Source organism: Promineifilum sp. (SeqCode), from assembly GCF_041918635.1.
Lineage (GTDB): Bacteria > Chloroflexota > Anaerolineae > Promineifilales > Promineifilaceae > Promineifilum.
Map to the genome: position 1 here is coordinate 1 of NZ_JAYRVJ010000334.1, position 17,513 is coordinate 17,513.

The 17,513-nt window shown below is 67.5% G+C and carries 18 protein-coding genes and 1 pseudogene; 13 read left to right on the forward strand and 6 right to left on the reverse strand.

Annotated elements, in window-relative coordinates; translation table 11 throughout:
* Positions 1-421: pseudogene (locus tag ACE3UY_RS10685) on the forward strand (DNA ligase-associated DEXH box helicase); the annotation flags it as partial.
* Positions 422-464: 43 nt separating this feature from the next.
* Here the strand turns inward: ACE3UY_RS10685 and ACE3UY_RS10690 are convergent.
* The 3 genes from ACE3UY_RS10690 to ACE3UY_RS10700 form a co-directional block, all read right to left on the reverse strand.
* Positions 465-746 (reverse strand): DUF433 domain-containing protein, encoded by a 282-nt coding sequence (locus tag ACE3UY_RS10690; protein WP_374687517.1) that lies wholly within the window; start codon positions 744-746, stop codon positions 465-467.
* Between the two features lie 99 nt (positions 747-845).
* Positions 846-1,256, reverse strand: a complete 411-nt coding sequence (locus ACE3UY_RS10695) for a CoA-binding protein (RefSeq protein WP_374687518.1) — start codon at positions 1,254-1,256, stop codon at positions 846-848.
* Between the two features lie 18 nt (positions 1,257-1,274).
* Positions 1,275-1,757, reverse strand: coding sequence for a GyrI-like domain-containing protein (locus ACE3UY_RS10700; RefSeq protein ID WP_374687519.1), 483 nt, complete (start codon positions 1,755-1,757; stop codon positions 1,275-1,277).
* A 164-nt stretch (positions 1,758-1,921) separates the two neighbouring features.
* On the opposite strand from ACE3UY_RS10700, the gene ACE3UY_RS10705 reads away from it, so the two are divergent.
* Genes ACE3UY_RS10705 through ACE3UY_RS10715 form a run of 3 tightly spaced genes read left to right on the forward strand, consistent with a single transcriptional unit; the run spans position 1,922 to position 3,838 of the window.
* The gene (locus ACE3UY_RS10705) at positions 1,922-2,182 is read left to right on the forward strand and encodes a type II toxin-antitoxin system RelB/DinJ family antitoxin (protein WP_374687520.1); all 261 of its coding nucleotides are present in this window, start codon (positions 1,922-1,924) and stop codon (positions 2,180-2,182) included.
* Positions 2,182-2,448, forward strand: a complete 267-nt coding sequence (locus tag ACE3UY_RS10710) for a type II toxin-antitoxin system YafQ family toxin (protein WP_374687521.1) — start codon at positions 2,182-2,184, stop codon at positions 2,446-2,448. The genes ACE3UY_RS10705 and ACE3UY_RS10710 overlap by 1 nt, the downstream gene beginning before the upstream one ends.
* A gap of 22 nt (positions 2,449-2,470) precedes the next feature.
* Positions 2,471-3,838 (forward strand): cytochrome P450, encoded by a 1,368-nt coding sequence (locus ACE3UY_RS10715; RefSeq protein ID WP_374687522.1) that lies wholly within the window; start codon positions 2,471-2,473, stop codon positions 3,836-3,838.
* 105 nt (positions 3,839-3,943) lie between these two features.
* Here ACE3UY_RS10715 and ACE3UY_RS10720 read toward each other — a convergent pair whose 3' ends face one another.
* Entirely contained in the window at positions 3,944-5,170 is a 1,227-nt protein-coding gene (locus ACE3UY_RS10720; RefSeq protein WP_374687523.1) for a glycosyltransferase, read from the reverse strand.
* Between the two features lie 68 nt (positions 5,171-5,238).
* Positions 5,239-6,357 carry a glycosyltransferase family 4 protein gene (locus ACE3UY_RS10725; protein ID WP_374687524.1) on the reverse strand — a complete coding sequence of 373 codons (1,119 nt, stop codon included), beginning with the start codon at positions 6,355-6,357 and terminating at the stop codon, positions 5,239-5,241.
* Positions 6,358-6,478: 121 nt separating this feature from the next.
* Between ACE3UY_RS10725 and ACE3UY_RS10730 the strand changes: the two genes are divergently transcribed.
* The 5 genes from ACE3UY_RS10730 to ACE3UY_RS10750 all read left to right on the forward strand — a co-directional run bounded on the left by ACE3UY_RS10730 (position 6,479) and on the right by ACE3UY_RS10750 (position 12,544).
* The gene (locus ACE3UY_RS10730) at positions 6,479-7,744 is read left to right on the forward strand and encodes a hypothetical protein (protein WP_374687525.1); all 1,266 of its coding nucleotides are present in this window, start codon (positions 6,479-6,481) and stop codon (positions 7,742-7,744) included.
* 178 nt (positions 7,745-7,922) lie between these two features.
* Positions 7,923-9,800 (forward strand): selenocysteine-specific translation elongation factor, encoded by a 1,878-nt coding sequence (gene selB, locus ACE3UY_RS10735; RefSeq protein WP_374687526.1) that lies wholly within the window; start codon positions 7,923-7,925, stop codon positions 9,798-9,800.
* A 286-nt stretch (positions 9,801-10,086) separates the two neighbouring features.
* On the forward strand, positions 10,087-11,511 hold the full coding sequence (locus ACE3UY_RS10740) for a PA14 domain-containing protein (protein WP_374687527.1): 1,425 nt from the start codon (positions 10,087-10,089) through the stop codon (positions 11,509-11,511).
* 198 nt (positions 11,512-11,709) lie between these two features.
* Positions 11,710-12,264, forward strand: coding sequence for a DUF2179 domain-containing protein (locus tag ACE3UY_RS10745; RefSeq protein WP_374687528.1), 555 nt, complete (start codon positions 11,710-11,712; stop codon positions 12,262-12,264).
* A 40-nt stretch (positions 12,265-12,304) separates the two neighbouring features.
* On the forward strand, positions 12,305-12,544 hold the full coding sequence (locus tag ACE3UY_RS10750; protein WP_374687529.1) for a hypothetical protein: 240 nt from the start codon (positions 12,305-12,307) through the stop codon (positions 12,542-12,544).
* 125 nt (positions 12,545-12,669) lie between these two features.
* Here ACE3UY_RS10750 and ACE3UY_RS10755 read toward each other — a convergent pair whose 3' ends face one another.
* Positions 12,670-13,770, reverse strand: coding sequence for a redoxin domain-containing protein (locus ACE3UY_RS10755; protein ID WP_374687530.1), 1,101 nt, complete (start codon positions 13,768-13,770; stop codon positions 12,670-12,672).
* 117 nt (positions 13,771-13,887) lie between these two features.
* On the opposite strand from ACE3UY_RS10755, the gene panB reads away from it, so the two are divergent.
* The 4 genes from panB to ACE3UY_RS10775 form a co-directional block, all read left to right on the forward strand.
* Entirely contained in the window at positions 13,888-14,733 is an 846-nt protein-coding gene (gene panB / locus ACE3UY_RS10760) for a 3-methyl-2-oxobutanoate hydroxymethyltransferase (RefSeq protein ID WP_374687531.1), read from the forward strand.
* Positions 14,734-14,852: 119 nt separating this feature from the next.
* Positions 14,853-15,896 carry a ketopantoate reductase family protein gene (locus ACE3UY_RS10765; RefSeq protein WP_374687532.1) on the forward strand — a complete coding sequence of 348 codons (1,044 nt, stop codon included), beginning with the start codon at positions 14,853-14,855 and terminating at the stop codon, positions 15,894-15,896.
* A gap of 9 nt (positions 15,897-15,905) precedes the next feature.
* On the forward strand, positions 15,906-16,769 hold the full coding sequence (gene panC, locus ACE3UY_RS10770) for a pantoate--beta-alanine ligase (protein ID WP_374687533.1): 864 nt from the start codon (positions 15,906-15,908) through the stop codon (positions 16,767-16,769).
* Positions 16,762-17,513, forward strand: a 752-nt coding sequence (locus ACE3UY_RS10775; protein ID WP_374687534.1) for an NAD-dependent deacylase, incomplete at its 3' end; no start/stop codon positions are given. The genes panC and ACE3UY_RS10775, both read left to right, overlap by 8 nt.

The window sequence follows — 17,513 nt, forward strand, 5'->3', positions numbered from 1 at the left end:
GGAGGACATCGCCGCCGGGCTGAACGAGAGCGAGATGGCCCTGCGCCAGTTCCGCGAGATCGCTCGTGTGGCCGGCCTTATCTTCCAGGGCTTCCCTGGCCAGCCGCGCAAGGCCCGCCACTTGCAGGCGTCGAGCAGCCTGCTCTACGAGGTCTTCCGCAAGTACGACGCGGATAACCTGTTGCTGGCCCAGGCCCACCGCGAGGTGCTCAGTCGCCAGCTGGAGCAAAGCCGCTTGCAGCGCACACTGGCCGGCATGGCGGCGCAGCGCGTCGTCTGGGCCGCGCTGGCCCGGCCGTCGCCGCTGTGCTTCCCCCTCCTGGTAGAGCGCATGCAGGCCAGCACGCTGAGCAGCGAGTCGTTGGCGGAGCAGGTTAGGAAGATGACGGTGTGGGCGGAAGGCGGAGTCGATAGCTCCTAGAGGAACGCAGAGAATACTTCGTCAACGTAAAGGCGAATTTGGGTCATTGATAAAAATCACCGTATTCAGCCTTCAAACGCTCCTCAGAATCAGCCAAAAGATCGGCTTCGATCTCCTCAGAGTGTAGATGATAATAGGTAAGGGCAGCGTACACCTGGCTGAAGGTCAAGGGCAGTTCACCGGTGATCTCTTCTGGAGTCAGGCCGAGTTTGTAGAGTGCGGCAATGGCCCGCACGGATGTGGCTGTGCCTGCGATTACTGGCCGCCCACTGTGCAATTGTGGGTCGCTCACGATAAGACCATCAAGTGTAGCGGTAACAGTCATAATGATGTCCTCAAGCGGAGTGTAGGTCTAAACACCGGAGTCGCCTGGAAATTGTACCACAGTCTCTAACGAAGCAGATGCTGTCCTAAGTGCAAGCCTCTATTCCAGATGCTTATGCTCCACCATCATGCACCGATCCATCACCACCAATAATCCGGCGGCTCGCGCCCGCGCGGCGGCGGCATCGTCCACAACGCCCAGCGGCAGCCAGATCGCCTGGACGCCGTGGGCGATGGCCTGCTCCACGACCCCGCCAATGGCCGCCGGCGGCGCGTAGAGCAGCGCCACGTCCACCGGCTCGGGCACGTCGGCCAGCGAAGGGTAGGCCGGTCGGCCCAACCCCTCGGCCAGTCCCGGATTGACCGGGATGACGGTGTATCCCTGCCCCTTCAGGTAGGCCGGCACGTAGTAGTTGGCCCGCGTCCGGTCGCGGTCGGAGTAGCCGACGGCGGCGATCACGCGGTAGTTGGTGAGGATATGGCGAATAGTAGCCTGTTCGGCGTCACTCATCTCGGCATCATCTGCATCCTATACCCCTTCCTGAACAGGGTGATATAGCACCAAGTCGCTCACCCCATCCCGCTCGACCAGTTCCTCCAGGCACAACATCTCGCCCGGCGCGGCCATCCCGTGGGCGGTCACCCACTCGTGCAGCGCCATCCAGCCGGCCGGGATGTGAGCGAAGGGGTCGACAAACGGGTCGTAGACGGTCATCGCCGCGAAGTGTCCGCCGGGGAACTCCCGGATCGTCACCGGCGGCGACGGCCAGACGGCCGGCGGCACAACGTACCACAACTCGTAGCCGCGCAACCCCGCCTCCGCCTGCGCCGGCGACACCGCCACGTCGAAGCCGAAGCTGCGCGGCCGGCCAACCAGCCCCGCTTCGGCCGCCCACTGGGTCAACACCTTTACCGCGTCATCCTCCGGCGTCCGGCTGATCGCCCGAAAGCAAGCGACCCGCAGCGGCGGCAGGTCGACGATCGCGACCTCGCTGAAACGTTCCTTGATCATGGTGTGGCTCCTTGTCCCCGCTTGGAGACGATGTCATTATACCTCCCCCCAAGCCTGCGTCCTCTATCTAAAGGCGTGTTTATAATCGTATATTCTTTACTCACTTGCCGGAGCACTCAGTTGTAATACAATGTGTGTACATTGATATACAAGTGAGGCAAATAATGACCAAATCGTCAAGCGTCACGGCGCGGATCGAGCCGGACCTCAAGCAGAGTGTCGAAGTCATTTTTGATCGGCTAGGACTGACTACAGCCCAGGCCATTACCCTCTTTTTCCGTCAGGTTGAGATGCATCAGGGTTTGCCGTTTGCCGTGCGAGTCTACAACGCTGAGACCGCCGCCGCGCTTGAAGAAAGCCAGGCGCATCACTCGTTGCCAGCGTATAATGAGCTTGATGGGTTATTCGCCGACCTGGGGATATAGTGCGCACCGTCCGTTACACCACCCAGTTCAAGAAAGACGTGAAACGCGCCCAACGGCACGGTCTCGACATGGAGATAATGAAGGGCGTAATCGCGACCCTCGCTCAGGTAGAGGTGCTTGACAGTCGTTTTCGTGACCATGCCCTCCTGGGGCAATACGCCGGAACCAGAGAGTGCCATTTGCAGCCAGACTGGCTATTGATCTACCGCATCATTGGCGAAGAACTTGTTTTGGTGCGGACAGGTTCTCATGTCGATCTGTTCTGACAGCGATAGGATTACCACCAAGATGATCCATGCCAATACTGCCCCCGGCCCCAAAGGCTTGCCCTTTTTCGGCGTCGCCCGCCACCTGATCGCCGGCGCGCCCGTCTACACCAGCCATCTGGCCGACACCTACGGCCCCTTCGCGCGCTTTGGCGCCTTCGGCAACACCTTCTACCTGATCAGCGACCCGGAGTTGGTGCGCGAAGCGCTGGTGACCCAGGCCGCCAACTTCCCCAAAGACGACCGCGACGTGAAGATCCTCGACCGGGTCATCGGCCACGGCCTGGTTTCCTCCAACGGCGAGGAGCACAAGCGCCAGCGCCGCCTGACCCAGCCCGCCTTCCACACCCGCCGCATCGACGCCTATGCCGGCGTCATGGTCGATTACACCGAGGCCATGCTCGACGAGTGGGGCGACGGCGCGACGATGGATGTCAACGAAACAATGCGCGAGTTGACCATGTACATCGTCGCCCGATCGCTCTTCGGCGCTGACCGGGTGGCGATGCGCGACACGGCCGAACGCATCGGCCAGGCCATCCACGTCATCCAGGCCATCGCCGACAAAGAGTTCCAGTCTCCCTTCCTGCTGCCCGACTGGCTGCCGACGCCCACCAACCGCCGCCGCCAGGAGGCCACGGGCGTGCTCTACGAGACCATCGACCGCCTGATCGCCGAGCGCCGCGCCACGGCCGTCGACGGGCAGATACAGGACACCGGCGACCTGCTCTCCATGCTGCTGTTGTCGCGCGATGAGTCGGGCGACCGCATGAGCGACCAAGAGGTGCGCGACCAACTGGTGACGCTCTTTGTGGCCGGGCATGAGACGACCAGCAACGCGCTGACCTGGGCCTGGTATCTACTGTCCCAACACCCGGAGGTCGAGGAAAGGTTACACGAAGAAGTCGATGCTGTGTTGGGTGAGCGTCCCCCGGCGCTGAGCGACCTGCCCCGCCTGCCCTACACCATGCAGGTCATCAAGGAGGCCATGCGCCTCTACCCGCCGGCCTGGGTCATCAACGTCCGGCGCGCCGCGGCTGATACGACGCTCGGCGGCTACCAGTTGCGGCGGGGCGAACTGCTGTGGATCTCGCCCTACGTCATGCACCGCCGGCCGGCCTACTTCCCCGACCCGGAGCGCTTCGACCCCGACCGCTGGACGCCGGAGCGGGAGCGGGCGCTGCCCAAGTTCGCCTACATGCCGTTTGGCGGCGGGCCGCGCATCTGCATTGGCAACGGCTTCGCGCTGATGGAGGCGCATCTCATCGTGGCCGCCGTCGCCCGGCGCTACCGGCTGCGTCTGGCCCCTAGCCAGGCTATTGCCCTCAACGCGCAGATCACGCTCTCGAACCATGGCGGCATGCACATGATCGCCGAATCAAGGCATTAAGAGGAACACAGAGAGACACGGAGGGCAGACACAGAGAGACACAGAGGAAGCGAGAGTCGTCTCCGTGTCCCTCTGTGTGGTCTCAGTGTCTCTCTGTATTTCTCTTCATCTTCCTATAGGTGTCAGTAACCGCTCATATAACCCGGCCAACGGCACAACCGTCTCCCGCCAATCGTAGCGCGCCGCGAAGACGCGGGCCGCCGCGCCCAGCTCCCGCCGCCGGCCGGGGTCGCCCAGCAGCCCCACCACCGCCTCGGCAAAAGCCGCCGGCGCGTCGGCCAGCAGCAGCTCCCGCCCATCCGCGACCGGAAACCCCTCAGCCCCCACTGTCGTCGAGACGATGGCCTTGCTCGCGGCCATGGACTCGATGAGCTTGAGCCGCGTCCCGCTGCCTACGCGCAATGGCAGAATGTAGACCGCGCCGCCGGCCAGGTACGGCTGAACGCGCTCCACGCGGCCGGTAACGGTCACGCCCGGCAGGGCGCGCAGCGCCTCCAGCCGCGGATGCGGACGCTGGCCGACGATGCCCCACGTCGTCCCCGGCCGCCGGGCGGCGATGAGCGGCCACACCGCCTCGGCGAACCACAACATACCATCCACGTTCGGCCGGTAGTCCATCTTGCCGGTGAAGACCAGGTCGAAGCGCGCCGCGTCCGGCACAGGCCCGGCCCACTCGTACTCGCCCACGTCAATCGTGTTGGGGATGACGGTGATGTCGCCCGCCCCCGCGCCCCAGAGCCGGCGCAGGTGGTCGCGGTCGGCCTCGCTGACGGCGATGACGGCGTCGGCCGCGCCCAGCGCCCACCGCTCGAAGCGCGCCAGCCGGCCTGTTTGCAGCCGGGAGTAGGCCGCCGCCGGCCAGCGTCCCGGCCGGCCCAGGTCGGCCCGAAAGGCGCGCCGCTGCAACTCCGTCTCGGCGTTGTGGCAGTCGAGCACGATCCTCGCCCTCGCCGCGCGAATCGTCGGGATGGTGTGCGCCAGTTCGATGCCTTCCACCTGCACGGCGTCATAGGCGTCCGCGCGCAGCGCCGCGGCCAGCGCCGCCGGGAAGGCCGGGTCGCGCAGCCGCAGGGCCACGTCCGGCTCGCGCGTCGTCGCCAGTTGCCGCAGCCGCCGGCCGGCCGAGCGTGGCGGCGGGACGGCCACCGGGGGCAGCACGCGGGCCAGCGAGCGCAACACCGCCAGATCGGGCGGCCCGTCCCCCTCAGCGAAACTGAGCAGCGTCACCTGGTGGCGCTCGGCCAGCGCGCGCAGGATGTGGAAGTTGCGCAGGCTGGTTCCCTGGTGCGGCGGGTAAGGTAGCTGGGGGGTTAATAGCAGGATACGAGCCATGAGAGAAGTATCCACAGATTACGCAGATTTGGGAGAGGAACACGGAGTGACACGGAGGGCAGACACTCTCATTCCCCTCGATAGAGCCTCAACGTCGCCGCGGCCGTCTTCTGCCACGTGAAGCGCCGCGCCTGCTCATACCCCGCCTGGCGCAGCCCATCGGCGTACTCCGCGTCGCCCAACACGCGGGCCAACGCCGCCGCCCAGGCCTCCACGTCGTCCGGCGGCAGGATCACCCCGGCGCGCCCCACCACCTCCGGCAGCGAGCCGCGGTCGCTGACGACGACGGGGCAGCCGGCGTGCATCGCCTCCAGCGCCGGCAACCCAAAACCCTCGTAGTGCGACGGGAAAGCCAGCACACCCGCCGCCCGGTACAGATGGGCCAGTTCCACGTCCGGCGCGCCGCTCAGGTGACGCACCGAGGATGCTAACCCCAACCGCTCGATGGTCTGGAACACCTCGTCGTACAGCCACCCCTGACGGCCGGCCAGCACCAGCGGCGCGAGCACCCCCGCCTCGCGCCGCAGCCGGTCATAGGCGCGCAGCAGCGTGGTCAGGTTCTTGCGCGGCTCCAGCGTGCCCACCGCCAGCAGGAAGCCGCGCTCCAGTTCGTACTTCGCCAGCGTCTGGTCGATGACCGCCGCCGGGTAGGCGGCACAGTACACAGGGTTGGCGGCCAAATGGATAGTCGTCACCTTGTCGGGCGGGACGTGGAGCAGGGCCAGCAGGTCGGCCCGCGTGGCCTCGCTGTCGGCCGAGATGTGGTCGGCCGCGGCCACCGCCCAGGCGATCTGATCGGCGTAGTAGCGGCGGCTCTCGGCCGTGAGATAGTCGGGATAGTAGAGGAAGTTCAGGTCGTGGACGGTGATGATCCGCCGCCCCACCCCGCCGGCCGGCGGGATGAAGTCGGGGCTGTGGAACACGTCCAGCCGGTGGCGCGCCAGTTCGGCTGCCAGCGCCCACCGTTCCAGGCGGTGATGCGGTGGCGTCCACAATTCGCTACGCGAAAAACGGTCGTCACTCGGTAAAAACGAGCGCGTCTCCTTCCGGCTGTGGAAGACGGTATACCGCTCCGCCCCGCCCAGTTCGGCCAGCGCCCGAACGAGGTGGATGGCGTACTGGCTGATGCCGCCCATCTGGTACGTCGGCAGCCGGCAGTCTATACCAATATGAAGCTGGGGGCGCATGGGCTAGATTGTATGGCGCATGAGTGAAGTAGGGCAAGTTGGCCTGCCTCCCGGCCGCTCTGTATAATGCTGCCAGGCTGCCCCCGCCCCGGAGGCGGGCGCGCCCAGGAGTCTGAACGCGATGAGCAAAAACGCGAGTCCCAAGCCCGCCGGCAGCGCCCTGGAACAGGAAGTTCACGAACTGCGCAAGCGCCTGGAGTGGCTCGACGAAGAGCGCCGCAAATCGGTGCGCAAGCTGGTCGAGTTGGAGCAGCGCGCCGTGCTGGCCGAACGCGAGTTGACCGGCCGCGACCGGCGCATCCAGGAGTTGGAGAAGCAACTCTCGCTGGTCAACTCCCAACTGACCCGCATCCCGATGGTCGATACGCAGTTGTCCCAATTCAAGGACGACATCGTGAAGATGATCGAGCAGTACGACAAGCGGCGCATCGAGTCGGAGCGCGAGCTAGACCGGCTGCGGCGCGTCGAACAGGAAGCCATCGCCCGCGAGATCGCCGACATCCGCAAGGAGTTGCCGGCTATCGGCCGCATCGAGCAGGTGCTGCCGCTGCGCCAGGCCGAGGAGGCCCGCCTCGCCAACCTCATTGGCGTGCAGCAGAATACGCTGACGCAGGTCGCGTCGCAGGTCGAAGAGGTGGAGCGCTCGCTGGCTTTCGTCGAAGAGAAAGAGAAGCAGGACAACCGCAACATCGCCGAAGTGCAACTGGCGCTGCTGGAGATCGGCAAGCGCTGGGAGCCGATCAACACCCGGTTGGAGATTCTGGGGCAGAACCTGGCCAAGGTGCAGGTCTCGGCCCAGACGACGAGCGAGGCCCAACTGCTGCTGCGCAAGAGCATCGGCGACTGGACGGAGCAGGTGCAGATCGGCGAGCACGAGCGCAACCAACGCCTCGCCGGTTGGCAGCGGGCCATGGACGAGCACGAGTCCACGTTGCAGCGCTTCACGCAGGACTGGGTGAAGTTTAACAACCAGTACAACGAGTCGCGCACGGCCATCGAGACGCTGCGCGGCCTGCAAACCCACCTGGAACAGCAGCAGCGCGAGGCCAATGAACTGGTGCGCGTCGAATCGAAGCGCATGGAGTCGCGCTGGGAGCAGTACGTCGTCGAAGACAGCCGCAAGTGGAAGAACTTTGAGTCCGACATCCTCCAGCGGCAGTCGATCAGCGACCGCCGCGAGCGCGAGTTGCGCGACCAGTTGCACGGGCTGGAAGAGGGCATCGAACGCCTGGAGCAGGAGCTGGCCCAACTGGCCCGCGTCTACACGGCGCAGTCGGAGGCGATCAAGAAGTGGCCGGTGCTGTGGCTGGAAGAGGTCGAGAAGGCGCTCGACCAGAACCCCAACCGGCGGCGGCAGCCGGCGCTCGTCCCGGTCCGTGAAGAATAAGAATCATCCGCAGATTGGGCAGATTCGGCAGATTAAGAGGTTCACGCAAAGAACGCAAAGGTTTATGACGCTTGGCGATCTTGGCGACCTTAGCGATCTTTGCGTGAGCTTCTTACAATCTGCCTAATCTGCCTAATCTGCGGATGATTCTTCTTATCCCCAGGAGATTTTTAGAGCCATGCACGTCATCGGTACGGCCGGCCACGTTGACCACGGCAAATCCACGCTCGTGCTGGCCCTGACCGGTATAGACCCCGACCGGCTGGCCGAGGAGAAGGCGCGGGAGATGACCATCGACCTCGGCTTCGCCTGGCTGACGCTGGACGGCGAGGAGGTCGGCGTGGTGGACGTGCCCGGCCACCGCGACTTCATCGAGAACATGCTGGCCGGCGTGGGCGGGATCGACCTGGCGCTGTTCGTCATCGCCGCCGACGAGGGGGTCATGCCCCAGACGCGCGAGCACCTCGCCATCCTCGACCTGCTGGAAGTCAAGCGCGGCGTCGTCGCCCTGACCAAGACCGATCTGGTGGACGACCCCGACTGGCTGGAACTGGTGACGCTGGAAGTGGGCGAAGCGCTGCGGGGCACGGCGCTGGCCGACGCGCCCATCCTGCCCGTCTCGGCGCGCAGCGGCGCGGGACTGGCGGCGCTCAAGGAGACGTTGGCCGCGGCCCTGCGCGAGATCGGCCCGGCGGCCGACCTGGGGCGGCCTCGCCTGCCCATCGACCGCGTCTTCACCCTGCCCGGCTTCGGCGTCATCGTCACCGGCACGCTGCTCGACGGGAGCCTGCGCGTCGGCGACGAGGTCGCCGTCCAGCCCGGCGGCCGGACGGGGCGCATCCGCGGCCTCCAGACCCACAAGACGAAGCGGGACGTGGCCCTGCCGGGCAGCCGCGTCGCTATCAACCTGACCGGCGTCGACCGGGACGACCTACAGCGCGGCCAGGTTGTCGCGCCCCCCGGCCTGCTGCGCCCAACCACGCTGCTCGACGCGCACTACCGCCACCTGCGCGAGGCCGACGCCCCCCTGACCCACAACGCTGAAGTCAAGCTGTTCGTCGGCGCAGCCGAGGTGACGGCCCATGCGCGCGTCATTGGCGGCGACGCCATCCCGCCTGGCGCGACGGGCTGGGTGCAGCTGGCCCTCACCGCGCCGGTGGCCGCGGCCCGCGGCGACCGCTTCATCCTGCGCCGCCCGTCCCCTGGCGCGACGGTGGGCGGTGGGCGCGTGCTCGATCCCTACCCTGGACGCCGCCACCGCCGTTTCCGGCCCGACGTTCTGGAGCGCTTCCGGACGCTGGCCCAGGGCACGCCGGAGGAGCTGCTGCTGGGCGCGCTGGCCCGCTCCGGCCCGCTGCCGGCGACCGACCTGTTCCGGCGCGCCGGCCTGCCCGCCGCCGACGGGCCTGAGCCGCTGCAACGTCTGCTCGCCGACGGGCAGGCGCTCATGGCCGGCAACCACGTGGTCGCCGCCGCCGCCTGGCGCGAGTTGCGGGAGCGCGCGCTGGCCGAATTGGCCCGCCACCACCGCGACGCGCCGCTGCGGCCGGGGCTGGATCGGGAGGCGTTGCGCGGGCGGCTGGGCTTGACCCCGGCCGTCTTCGGCGCGCTGCGCGAGGCGCTGGTCGCTGAGGGGCAAGTGGCTGAAGCGGGCGTGCTGCTGAAGCTGCCGGGACACGTGGTGCGCTTCTCGCCCGAACAGGAGGCGGCTGTCGCCCGGCTGGAGGCGGCGTTCGAGCGCGCCGGCGTCAACTCTCCCAGCGTCAAAGAAGCCAGGGCCCTGGTCGGCGAGCCGGTCTACTTTGCCCTGGTGGAGTTGGGGCGCATCCGGCCCATCGCCGAGGACGTGGTCTACTCGGCCGCGGTCTATGAGCGGCTCATCGGCCAACTCCGCGCCCACTTGGAGCGCACCGGCGCCATCACCGCCGCCGAGGCCCGCGACCTGCTGGGAACCAGCCGCAAGTACGCCATCGCCCTGCTGGAGCACCTGGACGAACTGCGCATCACCCGCCGCAATGGCGACACGCGCGAGTTGCTGCGGCGCGCCCCGCCCTAGCGTCCGCATCCTCAGATGCGGGCGGCCCGAACCGCACCCACGTTTGGAGCGCCGCGCGTTTATGAGCGTCGCGCATCTGAGGACGCGCACTCCGAGGAGTTTCCCCCTGCCCCTCGGCTCCCCTGCTCCTCCGCCTCTTTCACGCCCTCTCCACTTGACATATAGATACACGCCGACTATCATTATGTCATGTATAGGTGGCGCGGCCTGTCCCCGCGCCGGTGAGCCGTGGCCCTGTATGGTGGGTATCCGAGTCGGGCGCGCGGCGTGAACAGGAGCGTCCTCAATGAACAGGTGGTTCCCGAATAGCAAATCCCGTTTCATCCCCCTGACCGCGCTTCTCGTCGCCCTCATCATCGCGGCGCTGAGCGGCGGTTCACGCGCCCTGAGCGCGCAGGGCGGCCCGTGGGAGGGCCGGTATTGGAACAACCGCAGCCTGACCGGCTCGCCCGTCCTCGTTCGCCAGGACGCCGCCGTCAACTTCGATTGGGGCGCCGGGTCGCCGGGCAGCCAGGTCTTCAGCGACAACTTCTCGGCGCAGTGGACGCAGACGGCCGCGCTGGCCGCCGGCACGTATCGCTTCACGGCCACCGCGGACGACGGCATGCGCGTCTGGGTGGACAACGTGAAGATCATCGACTCCTGGATCGACGGGCCGGCGCGAACCATCGTGGCCGACGTCTTTCTGGGCGCGGGCAACCACACCGTCGTCGTCCAATATTATGAGGCGGGCGGCGTGGCCACGGCCAAGATGAGCTACGCGCTGGTCTCCGCGCCCGCGCCGCAGCCGTCGCCCAACCAGCCGTGGTTCAACGAGTACTTCGCCAACACGAACCTGAGCGGTTCCCCGGCGCTGACCGGCACAACCTCCGAAGTCAACTTCAACTGGGGCTTCAATTCGCCGGCGGCCGGCTTCCCGGTCGACCGCTTCTCCGTGCGCTGGGTGCGCACGTTGTCACTGGAGGGCGGGCGCTATCGCTTCACGACCATCACCGATGACGGCGTGCGGCTGTGGGTCAACAACGCCCTGGTCATCGACCAGTGGCGCGTCATGCCGGCCACGACCTTCGTGGTCGACCTCGACCTGCCCGGCGGCAACATCCCCATCAAGATGGAGTACTTCGAGGACACGGGGCGGGCCGAGGCGCGGCTGAACTGGACGCGGGTCTCAGGCGGCCAGCAGCCGGGCACGGGCGGCCAGTTCCCCGGCACGGGCACGGTGACCTCCTACCGGCTGAACCTCCGGCGCGGCCCCGGCACAAACTTCGCGGTCATCACCAAGCTGATGACCGGCGAAGTGGTCAACCTGACCGGCCTGCGCAACGGCGACGCGACGTGGGTGCAGGTCTCGACGGCCAACGGCACGGTCGGCTGGGCTAGCGCGATCTACCTGCGCACGAGCATTCCCGTCTCGCGCCTGACGCCGGTGACGCCGACAACGCCCACCACGCCGCCCACCAACCCGCCGCCGGCCACCGGTCAGGGCACGGCCACGGTGGTAACGGGCGCGCTCAACGTGCGCACCGGGCCGGGGGTTGGCTTCCCGTCCTTCACGACGCTCAACAATGGTGCGACGGTGACGCTGCTGGCCCGCGACCCCAGTTCTACCTGGGTCAAGATCATCATGCGCGACGGCCGGCAGGGGTGGGTTAACGCCGGCTTCCTCAGCATGAGCGTGCCCATTGGCAACTTGCCGGTGCTGAACATTTAAGCGCTTATAGGGCGGGTTGGCAGCCCGCCCTCTGCCCTACATCGTTCGTAGTCAGGCAATTCATTGCCGTTCTTCTCCCCGCGCGAGGAACGGCAATGAATTGCCTGACTACGAACCGTTTGGCGGCCGCTCGGCCGCGGGTAAAATAGACCCGATTCGATTCAGCCCGGCGCAACATCCAACCATCAACGCAACCTTATGTTCTCTTTCGACGTTCCCCCACTGACCGCCGACGTGCTGGTGGGCGCGCTGCTCATCTTCGTCCTGCGCGTCTTCGGCATCTCCATCAGCACCGTCCGCGTCCTGGTCATGATGCGCGGCAAGAAGCTGGCCGCGTTCGTGGCCGGCTTCTTCGAGGTGCTGGCCTACGTCGTCGCCATCGCCGAGGTCGTCAACAACCTGGACAACGTGTGGAACGTCCTGGGCTACTGCCTGGGCTTCTCGGTGGGCACGGTGGCCGGGATGATACTGGATGAGCGCACCGCGACCGGCTTCGCCAACGTGCGCATAATCTCGCGCTACAAGGCGCAGAGCATCATCGAGCAGATCCATCATGCGGGCTACGGCGCGACGGTCGGCTGGGGCCACGGCCGCGGCGGGACGGTCGGCATGATCGTCGCCGTCGTCCAGCGCAAGGAGGCCGACTCCCTGTGCGCCATCGCCGAGCGGGTCGATCCTAACGTGTTCATCACCATCGAGGACACGCGTTCGGTGCGCCGCGGCCATATTCATATGCGCGATCAGGAAAAGTAAGCCACCACTCAACCCGTCAGATCATGCAAGTGAGGAGCGTATGACCAAGATCACCCTTCTCGATGGCAGCCTGAAGTTGTCGATCTTCTGCGACGAACTCGATCGGGCGTACGAGGATGATATCTGCCTGCGCTTCGAGGAAGATTGTCTGGAAGAGGAAAAGCTGTTCAAGGCGGACGAGACCAATATCTACATCACACCGGAACAGGCGGCGTTGATGGTGCTGGAGCTAAACCGGGCCATGAGCGCCTACCGTGGGGGGGAACACGGCCAGCTGTAGAGGCGCGTTTGTAGAGCTTTAAGAAATGGCTACGGGTTTTGACGGATACAGAACGGACAAATAAATCATTATGACAGTTCTTCATCCGTATCATCCGTGCAAATCCGTAGCCATTTATTACGCATCTACCGGGTGGTGTAGGTCTCTTCGCGCCCCGGCCGTCCCGGCGCGACGACGCAGCCGGTGAAGCTGAACGAATAGAGCGCCAGTCCGGCGGCGCGGAAGATCAGCTCCAGTTCGTGCGCCTCGAAGCGGTCGTTGCGCGCCAGCTGGTACAGTCGCGGTTCCGTGACCCGCACCAGACTGCGCCCCGCCTCGTCGAAGACCACGTCCGCGCCGGCCGTCTCCCGGCTCAGGTGGCGGCCGTCCTGCCGCACCTCGATGATCGGCTCGGCCGTCCGGCCCAGGTCGAGCAGCGTCTCCACTGGATCGGCCGACGGGCTGAGGACGGCGTTGACCGAGGCGGCGTGATAGCGCAGCCGCGCCACGCCCCCCACCTGCCCGGCGTGGGCCACCGCCTCCGGCCAGGCGCGCCAGATGCCGTCCAGATAGAAGCGCCCCTCCTCCCGCTCAGCCGCCGGCGGCAGCTCGTAGACCACCGGCCCCAGCGTGGCATAGCCGGCCGGGTTGCCCAGCCCACCGGCGAACAGCCCCCCACCCTGGATGCCGGCGTAGACCTCGGCCGTCGGCCGGTAGCAGACCGCGCCCGGCGCGTCTTCAGCCCGCAGCGGCTCCATCGGCGGCGGCAACGGCGCTTCCGGGCGCTGCCGGGCTAGCAGCGTCTGGATGGCTCGCTCCACCTCGCCATAATACCCTTCGCCCTGCCACTGCCCGCGGATGTAGCCATCGGGATCGACCAGCACCTTCGTCGGCCACGCCTTCACGGCAAATCGCTCCCACGTCTGGTACTCATTGTCCAGCACCACCGGGTAGGTCAACTCGTGCTCGGCCATGGCCCGCTCCACGTGGGCGCGCAGCCGGGCGAAACCGAACTCCGGCGCGTGGACGCCGATGACGATCAGCCCCAGCGGCGCGTAGCGGCGGCTCCAGGCGGCCACGTAGGGCAGAGTGCGCGTACAGTTGACGCAGGTATAATCCCAGAAATCGAGCAAGACGACGTGGCCGCGCAGTTGCTCTCTGGTCAGCGGGCGCTCGACGTTCAACCACTGGCCGGGAGCCAGCTCGGGCATATGGATGACGCGCGGTTCAAGCCTGTCGTCGGACATAAGAAGGAAGAATCCGCAGATTTCGCAGATTATCAGAAGCGAGTCCGCGAAGTTCGTTTCATCTCTAACGACTCTATGAAACGGCCCCAGGGGAGCCGCAGTCAGCGGGAGAATAGCATGGAACGCAAGAAAGTGACAGTCCTTAGTCTGGCGGCCAGGAAGCGGCGGCGCGAGCCGATCACGATGCTGACGGCCTACGACTACACCGGCGCGCTCCTGGTAGACGCCGCGGGCATCGACGTGATCCTGATCGGCGACTCGTTGGGCATGGTCGTCATGGGCCTCAACACGACCATCCCGGTGACGATGGAGGAGATGCTCCACCACTGCCGCGCCGTGGCCCGCGGCGCGACCTACGCCCATCTGGTGGGCGACATGCCCTTTCTGTCCTACCAGGCCGACGCGAGCGAGGCAGTGCGCAACGCCGGCCGCTTCCTGAAGGAGGGCATGGTCGATAGCGTCAAGCTGGAAGGGGGCCGGGAGATGGTTGAGACGGTGCGGGCCATCGTCGCCGCGGGCATCCCCGTCATGGGCCACATCGGCCTGACGCCGCAGTCGGTCAGCAAGCTGGGCGGCTTCCGCACGCAGGGCAAGACGGCCGCCGCCGCCCGCCGCCTGGTGGACGACGCCCTGGCCCTGGAGGAGGCGGGCTGCTACGCCATCGTCCTGGAGGCCGTGCCCGGCCCGGTGGCCGCGGCCATCAGCGAGCGGCTGCGCATCCCCACCATCGGCATCGGCGCCGGGCCGTCGTGCGACGGGCAGGTGTTGGTCTACCACGACGTGCTGGGCCTGTTCGACAAGTTGCAACCGACGTTCGTCAAGGAGTACGCCCAGTTGCGCGGGCCGATCGTCGAGGCGTTCACCGCCTACCGCGACGACGTGGTCGCCGGGCGCTTCCCGGCCGAGGAGCACACCTTCCCCATGAGCGCCGACGAACTGGCCGCCTTCCAGCAAAGCTTGTAAGAGGAATCGTCCGCAGATTTAGCAGATCAGGCAGATTCTTAAGAACGTCTCCAAATGCCTTGCAATAATCTGCCCAATCTGCCCAATCTGCGGATGATTCCTCTGAGTACGAGTGTCAAATGAGCCTGGAGAGGACAGACGAGCCGGCGGCAAGGCTGCGCGTGGCGGTGGTGGGCGTGGGCGCGTTGGGCTGCCTGTTAGGCGCGTGCCTCAGCGCCGCGCCGGAGGACATTCGCCCCGCGCTGACCCTGCTCGGTCACTGGCCGGCGCAACTCGCGGCCATCCGCGCCGGCGGGCTGTGGCTGGAGCACCCCGACGGCCACCGCACCCACCACCCCCTGGCCGTGGCCGACGACCCCGCCGCCGCCGGCCCGGTGGACGTAGCCCTGGTGGCCGTCAAGAGCCGGCAAACGGAGGAGGCCGCCCGCGCCATCGCCCGCCTGCTCGACGCCGACGGCCTGGCCCTGACCCTCCAGAACGGCCTGAACAACCGCGCCACGCTGCGCCGCGTCCTGGGCGAAAGCCGGGTGGCGCTGGGCGTCACGGCGCAGGGGGCGACCGTCCTCGGCCCCGGCCTGGTGCGTCACGCCGGCCATGGCCCCACCTACATCGGCCGCGACCCGGCGCTCGGCCCGGCCCAGCAGGCCCGCCTGCCGCAACTGGCCGCGCTCTTCGCCGCCGCCGGCCTGGAGACGCATCTGGTGGACAACACCGACGGGCTGGTGTGGGGCAAGCTGGCCGTCAACGCCGCCATCAACCCCCTGACGGCGCTGCTGCGCGTGCCCAACGGCTTTCTGGCCGAGCACGAAGCGCTGGTGGGCCTGATGGGCCGGGCGGCGCGCGAGGTGGGCGACGTGGCCGCCGCGCAGGGCATCGCCCTGCCCTTCGACGATCCGGCCGAGCGGGCGCTGACCGTCGCCCGGGCCACGGCCGCCAACCGCTCCTCCATGCTGCAGGACGTGCTGCGCGGCGCGCCGACGGAGATCGGGGCCATCTGTGGTGCGGTGGTGCGCGCCGGCCGGGAGGTGGGCGCGCCCACGCCGGTCAACGCCGCCCTCTGCCGGCTGGTGCGCCGGCTGGAAGACGGTCGCGCCGCGCCCCTGGAGGCGGGCGACGTACGCGGCCTGCTGGCTTTGCTCGAGGTCGAGGGGGCTTTGGAATGAGGTGAATCCGTGAAAGTAGTGACAACCATTGATGAAGTCCGCGCCGTTCGGCGGCGGCAGGGAACGGCCACGCTCGGCTTCGTGCCGACGATGGGCTATCTGCATGAGGGGCATCTCGACCTGGTGCGCCGGGCGCGCGCCGAGAACGATTACGTCGCCGTCAGCATCTACGTCAACCCCAAGCAGTTCGGCCCGACCGAGGACCTGAGCCGCTACCCGCGCGACCTGGAGCGTGACCTATCGCTGCTGCGCGCCGAGGGCGTCGCCCTCGTCTTCGCGCCGAGCGACGCCGAGATGTACCCACCCGGCTACCAGACGCGCGTGCTCGTCACCGGCGTCACCCAGCCGCTGGAGGGGGCCAAGCGGCCGACTCACTTCGAGGGCGTGACCACCGTCGTCGCCAAGCTGTTCAACATCGTCCGGCCCAACCGCGCCTACTTCGGCCAAAAGGACGCGCAACAGACCGTCGTCGTCCGACAGATGGCCCGCGACCTGAACCTCGACCTGGACATCGTCGTCTGCCCCACGACGCGCGAGCCGGACGGGCTGGCGATGAGTTCGCGCAACAAGTACCTGACCGCCGAGCAGCGCCCGGCGGCGACGGTACTCTACCGCGCCTTGCGGGCGGCCGAGGCGCTCTGGCGCGGGGGAACGCGCGACGGCGCAGTCCTGCGTGACGCCATGCGCCGCGTGCTGGACGCCGAGCCGCTGGCCCGCGTTGACTACGTCAGCGCCGCCGACCCGCTGACGCTGGAGGAGTGGGAGGGGGACGCCCGGGCCGGCGCGGGCGCGCTGCTGTCGCTGGCCGTCTTCATGGGGCCGACCCGGCTCATCGACAACGTCCTCCTGAACGACAGGCCGGCCGATGAGTAGCCCCAACGCCCTGCCGCCCAACCTGGTGGAGGCATTGCGCGCCGCCCGCCGCGTGGCCGTGCTGACCGGCGCGGGCACGTCGGCCGAGAGCGGCGTGCCCACCTTCCGCGACGCCCAGACCGGCCTGTGGGCGCGCTACGACCCGCAAGAACTGGCGACGCCGGAGGCGTTCCACCGCCGGCCGCGGCTGGTGTGGGAGTGGTACGCCTGGCGGCGCGAGCTGGTGGGACGGGCCGCGCCCAACCCCGGCCACCTCGCCCTGGCCGGCATGGAGCGGCGCGTCCCTCACTTCACACTCATCACCCAGAACGTCGATAGCCTGCACCAGCGCGCCGGCAGCCGGGCGGTCATCGAACTGCACGGCAACCTGGCGCGGGTCAAGTGCTCGCGCGAGGGGCGCGTCGTCGAGACGTGGGCGGAGACGGACGCGCCGCCGCCCCTCTGCCCCCACTGCGGCGGTCTGCTGCGGCCCGACGTGGTCTGGTTCGGCGAGGCGCTGCCGATCGACGCGCTGGCGCGCGCCTTCGCCGCTGCCCGCGCCGCCGAGGTATTCCTGACCGTCGGCACGTCCGGCCTCGTCCAGCCGGCGGCCTCGCTGCCGCTGGAGGCGCTGGATGCCGGCGCGGTCGTGGTGGAGATCAACCCCGACGAGACGCCGCTCTCCCGCTGGATGACCCACACCCTGCGCGGCCCGTCCGGCCGCATCCTGCCGGCGCTGGTGAGCGCGGTTTGGGGTGAAGAATA

Excerpts from the sequence above, each read along its gene's own strand:
- ACE3UY_RS10690 (WP_374687517.1), bottom strand. The coding sequence starts at position 746 with ATGACTGTTACCGCTACACTTGATGGTCTTATCGTGAGCGACCCACAA.
- ACE3UY_RS10695 (WP_374687518.1), bottom strand. The coding sequence starts at position 1,256 with ATGAGTGACGCCGAACAGGCTACTATTCGCCATATCCTCACCAACTAC.
- ACE3UY_RS10700 (WP_374687519.1), bottom strand. The coding sequence starts at position 1,757 with ATGATCAAGGAACGTTTCAGCGAGGTCGCGATCGTCGACCTGCCGCCG.
- ACE3UY_RS10705 (WP_374687520.1), top strand. The coding sequence starts at position 1,922 with ATGACCAAATCGTCAAGCGTCACGGCGCGGATCGAGCCGGACCTCAAG.
- ACE3UY_RS10715 (WP_374687522.1), top strand. The coding sequence starts at position 2,471 with ATGATCCATGCCAATACTGCCCCCGGCCCCAAAGGCTTGCCCTTTTTC.
- ACE3UY_RS10720 (WP_374687523.1), bottom strand. The coding sequence starts at position 5,170 with ATGGCTCGTATCCTGCTATTAACCCCCCAGCTACCTTACCCGCCGCAC.
- ACE3UY_RS10725 (WP_374687524.1), bottom strand. The coding sequence starts at position 6,357 with ATGCGCCCCCAGCTTCATATTGGTATAGACTGCCGGCTGCCGACGTAC.
- ACE3UY_RS10730 (WP_374687525.1), top strand. The coding sequence starts at position 6,479 with ATGAGCAAAAACGCGAGTCCCAAGCCCGCCGGCAGCGCCCTGGAACAG.
- selB (WP_374687526.1), top strand. The coding sequence starts at position 7,923 with ATGCACGTCATCGGTACGGCCGGCCACGTTGACCACGGCAAATCCACG.
- ACE3UY_RS10740 (WP_374687527.1), top strand. The coding sequence starts at position 10,087 with ATGAACAGGTGGTTCCCGAATAGCAAATCCCGTTTCATCCCCCTGACC.
- ACE3UY_RS10745 (WP_374687528.1), top strand. The coding sequence starts at position 11,710 with ATGTTCTCTTTCGACGTTCCCCCACTGACCGCCGACGTGCTGGTGGGC.
- ACE3UY_RS10750 (WP_374687529.1), top strand. The coding sequence starts at position 12,305 with ATGACCAAGATCACCCTTCTCGATGGCAGCCTGAAGTTGTCGATCTTC.
- ACE3UY_RS10755 (WP_374687530.1), bottom strand. The coding sequence starts at position 13,770 with ATGTCCGACGACAGGCTTGAACCGCGCGTCATCCATATGCCCGAGCTG.
- panB (WP_374687531.1), top strand. The coding sequence starts at position 13,888 with ATGGAACGCAAGAAAGTGACAGTCCTTAGTCTGGCGGCCAGGAAGCGG.
- ACE3UY_RS10765 (WP_374687532.1), top strand. The coding sequence starts at position 14,853 with ATGAGCCTGGAGAGGACAGACGAGCCGGCGGCAAGGCTGCGCGTGGCG.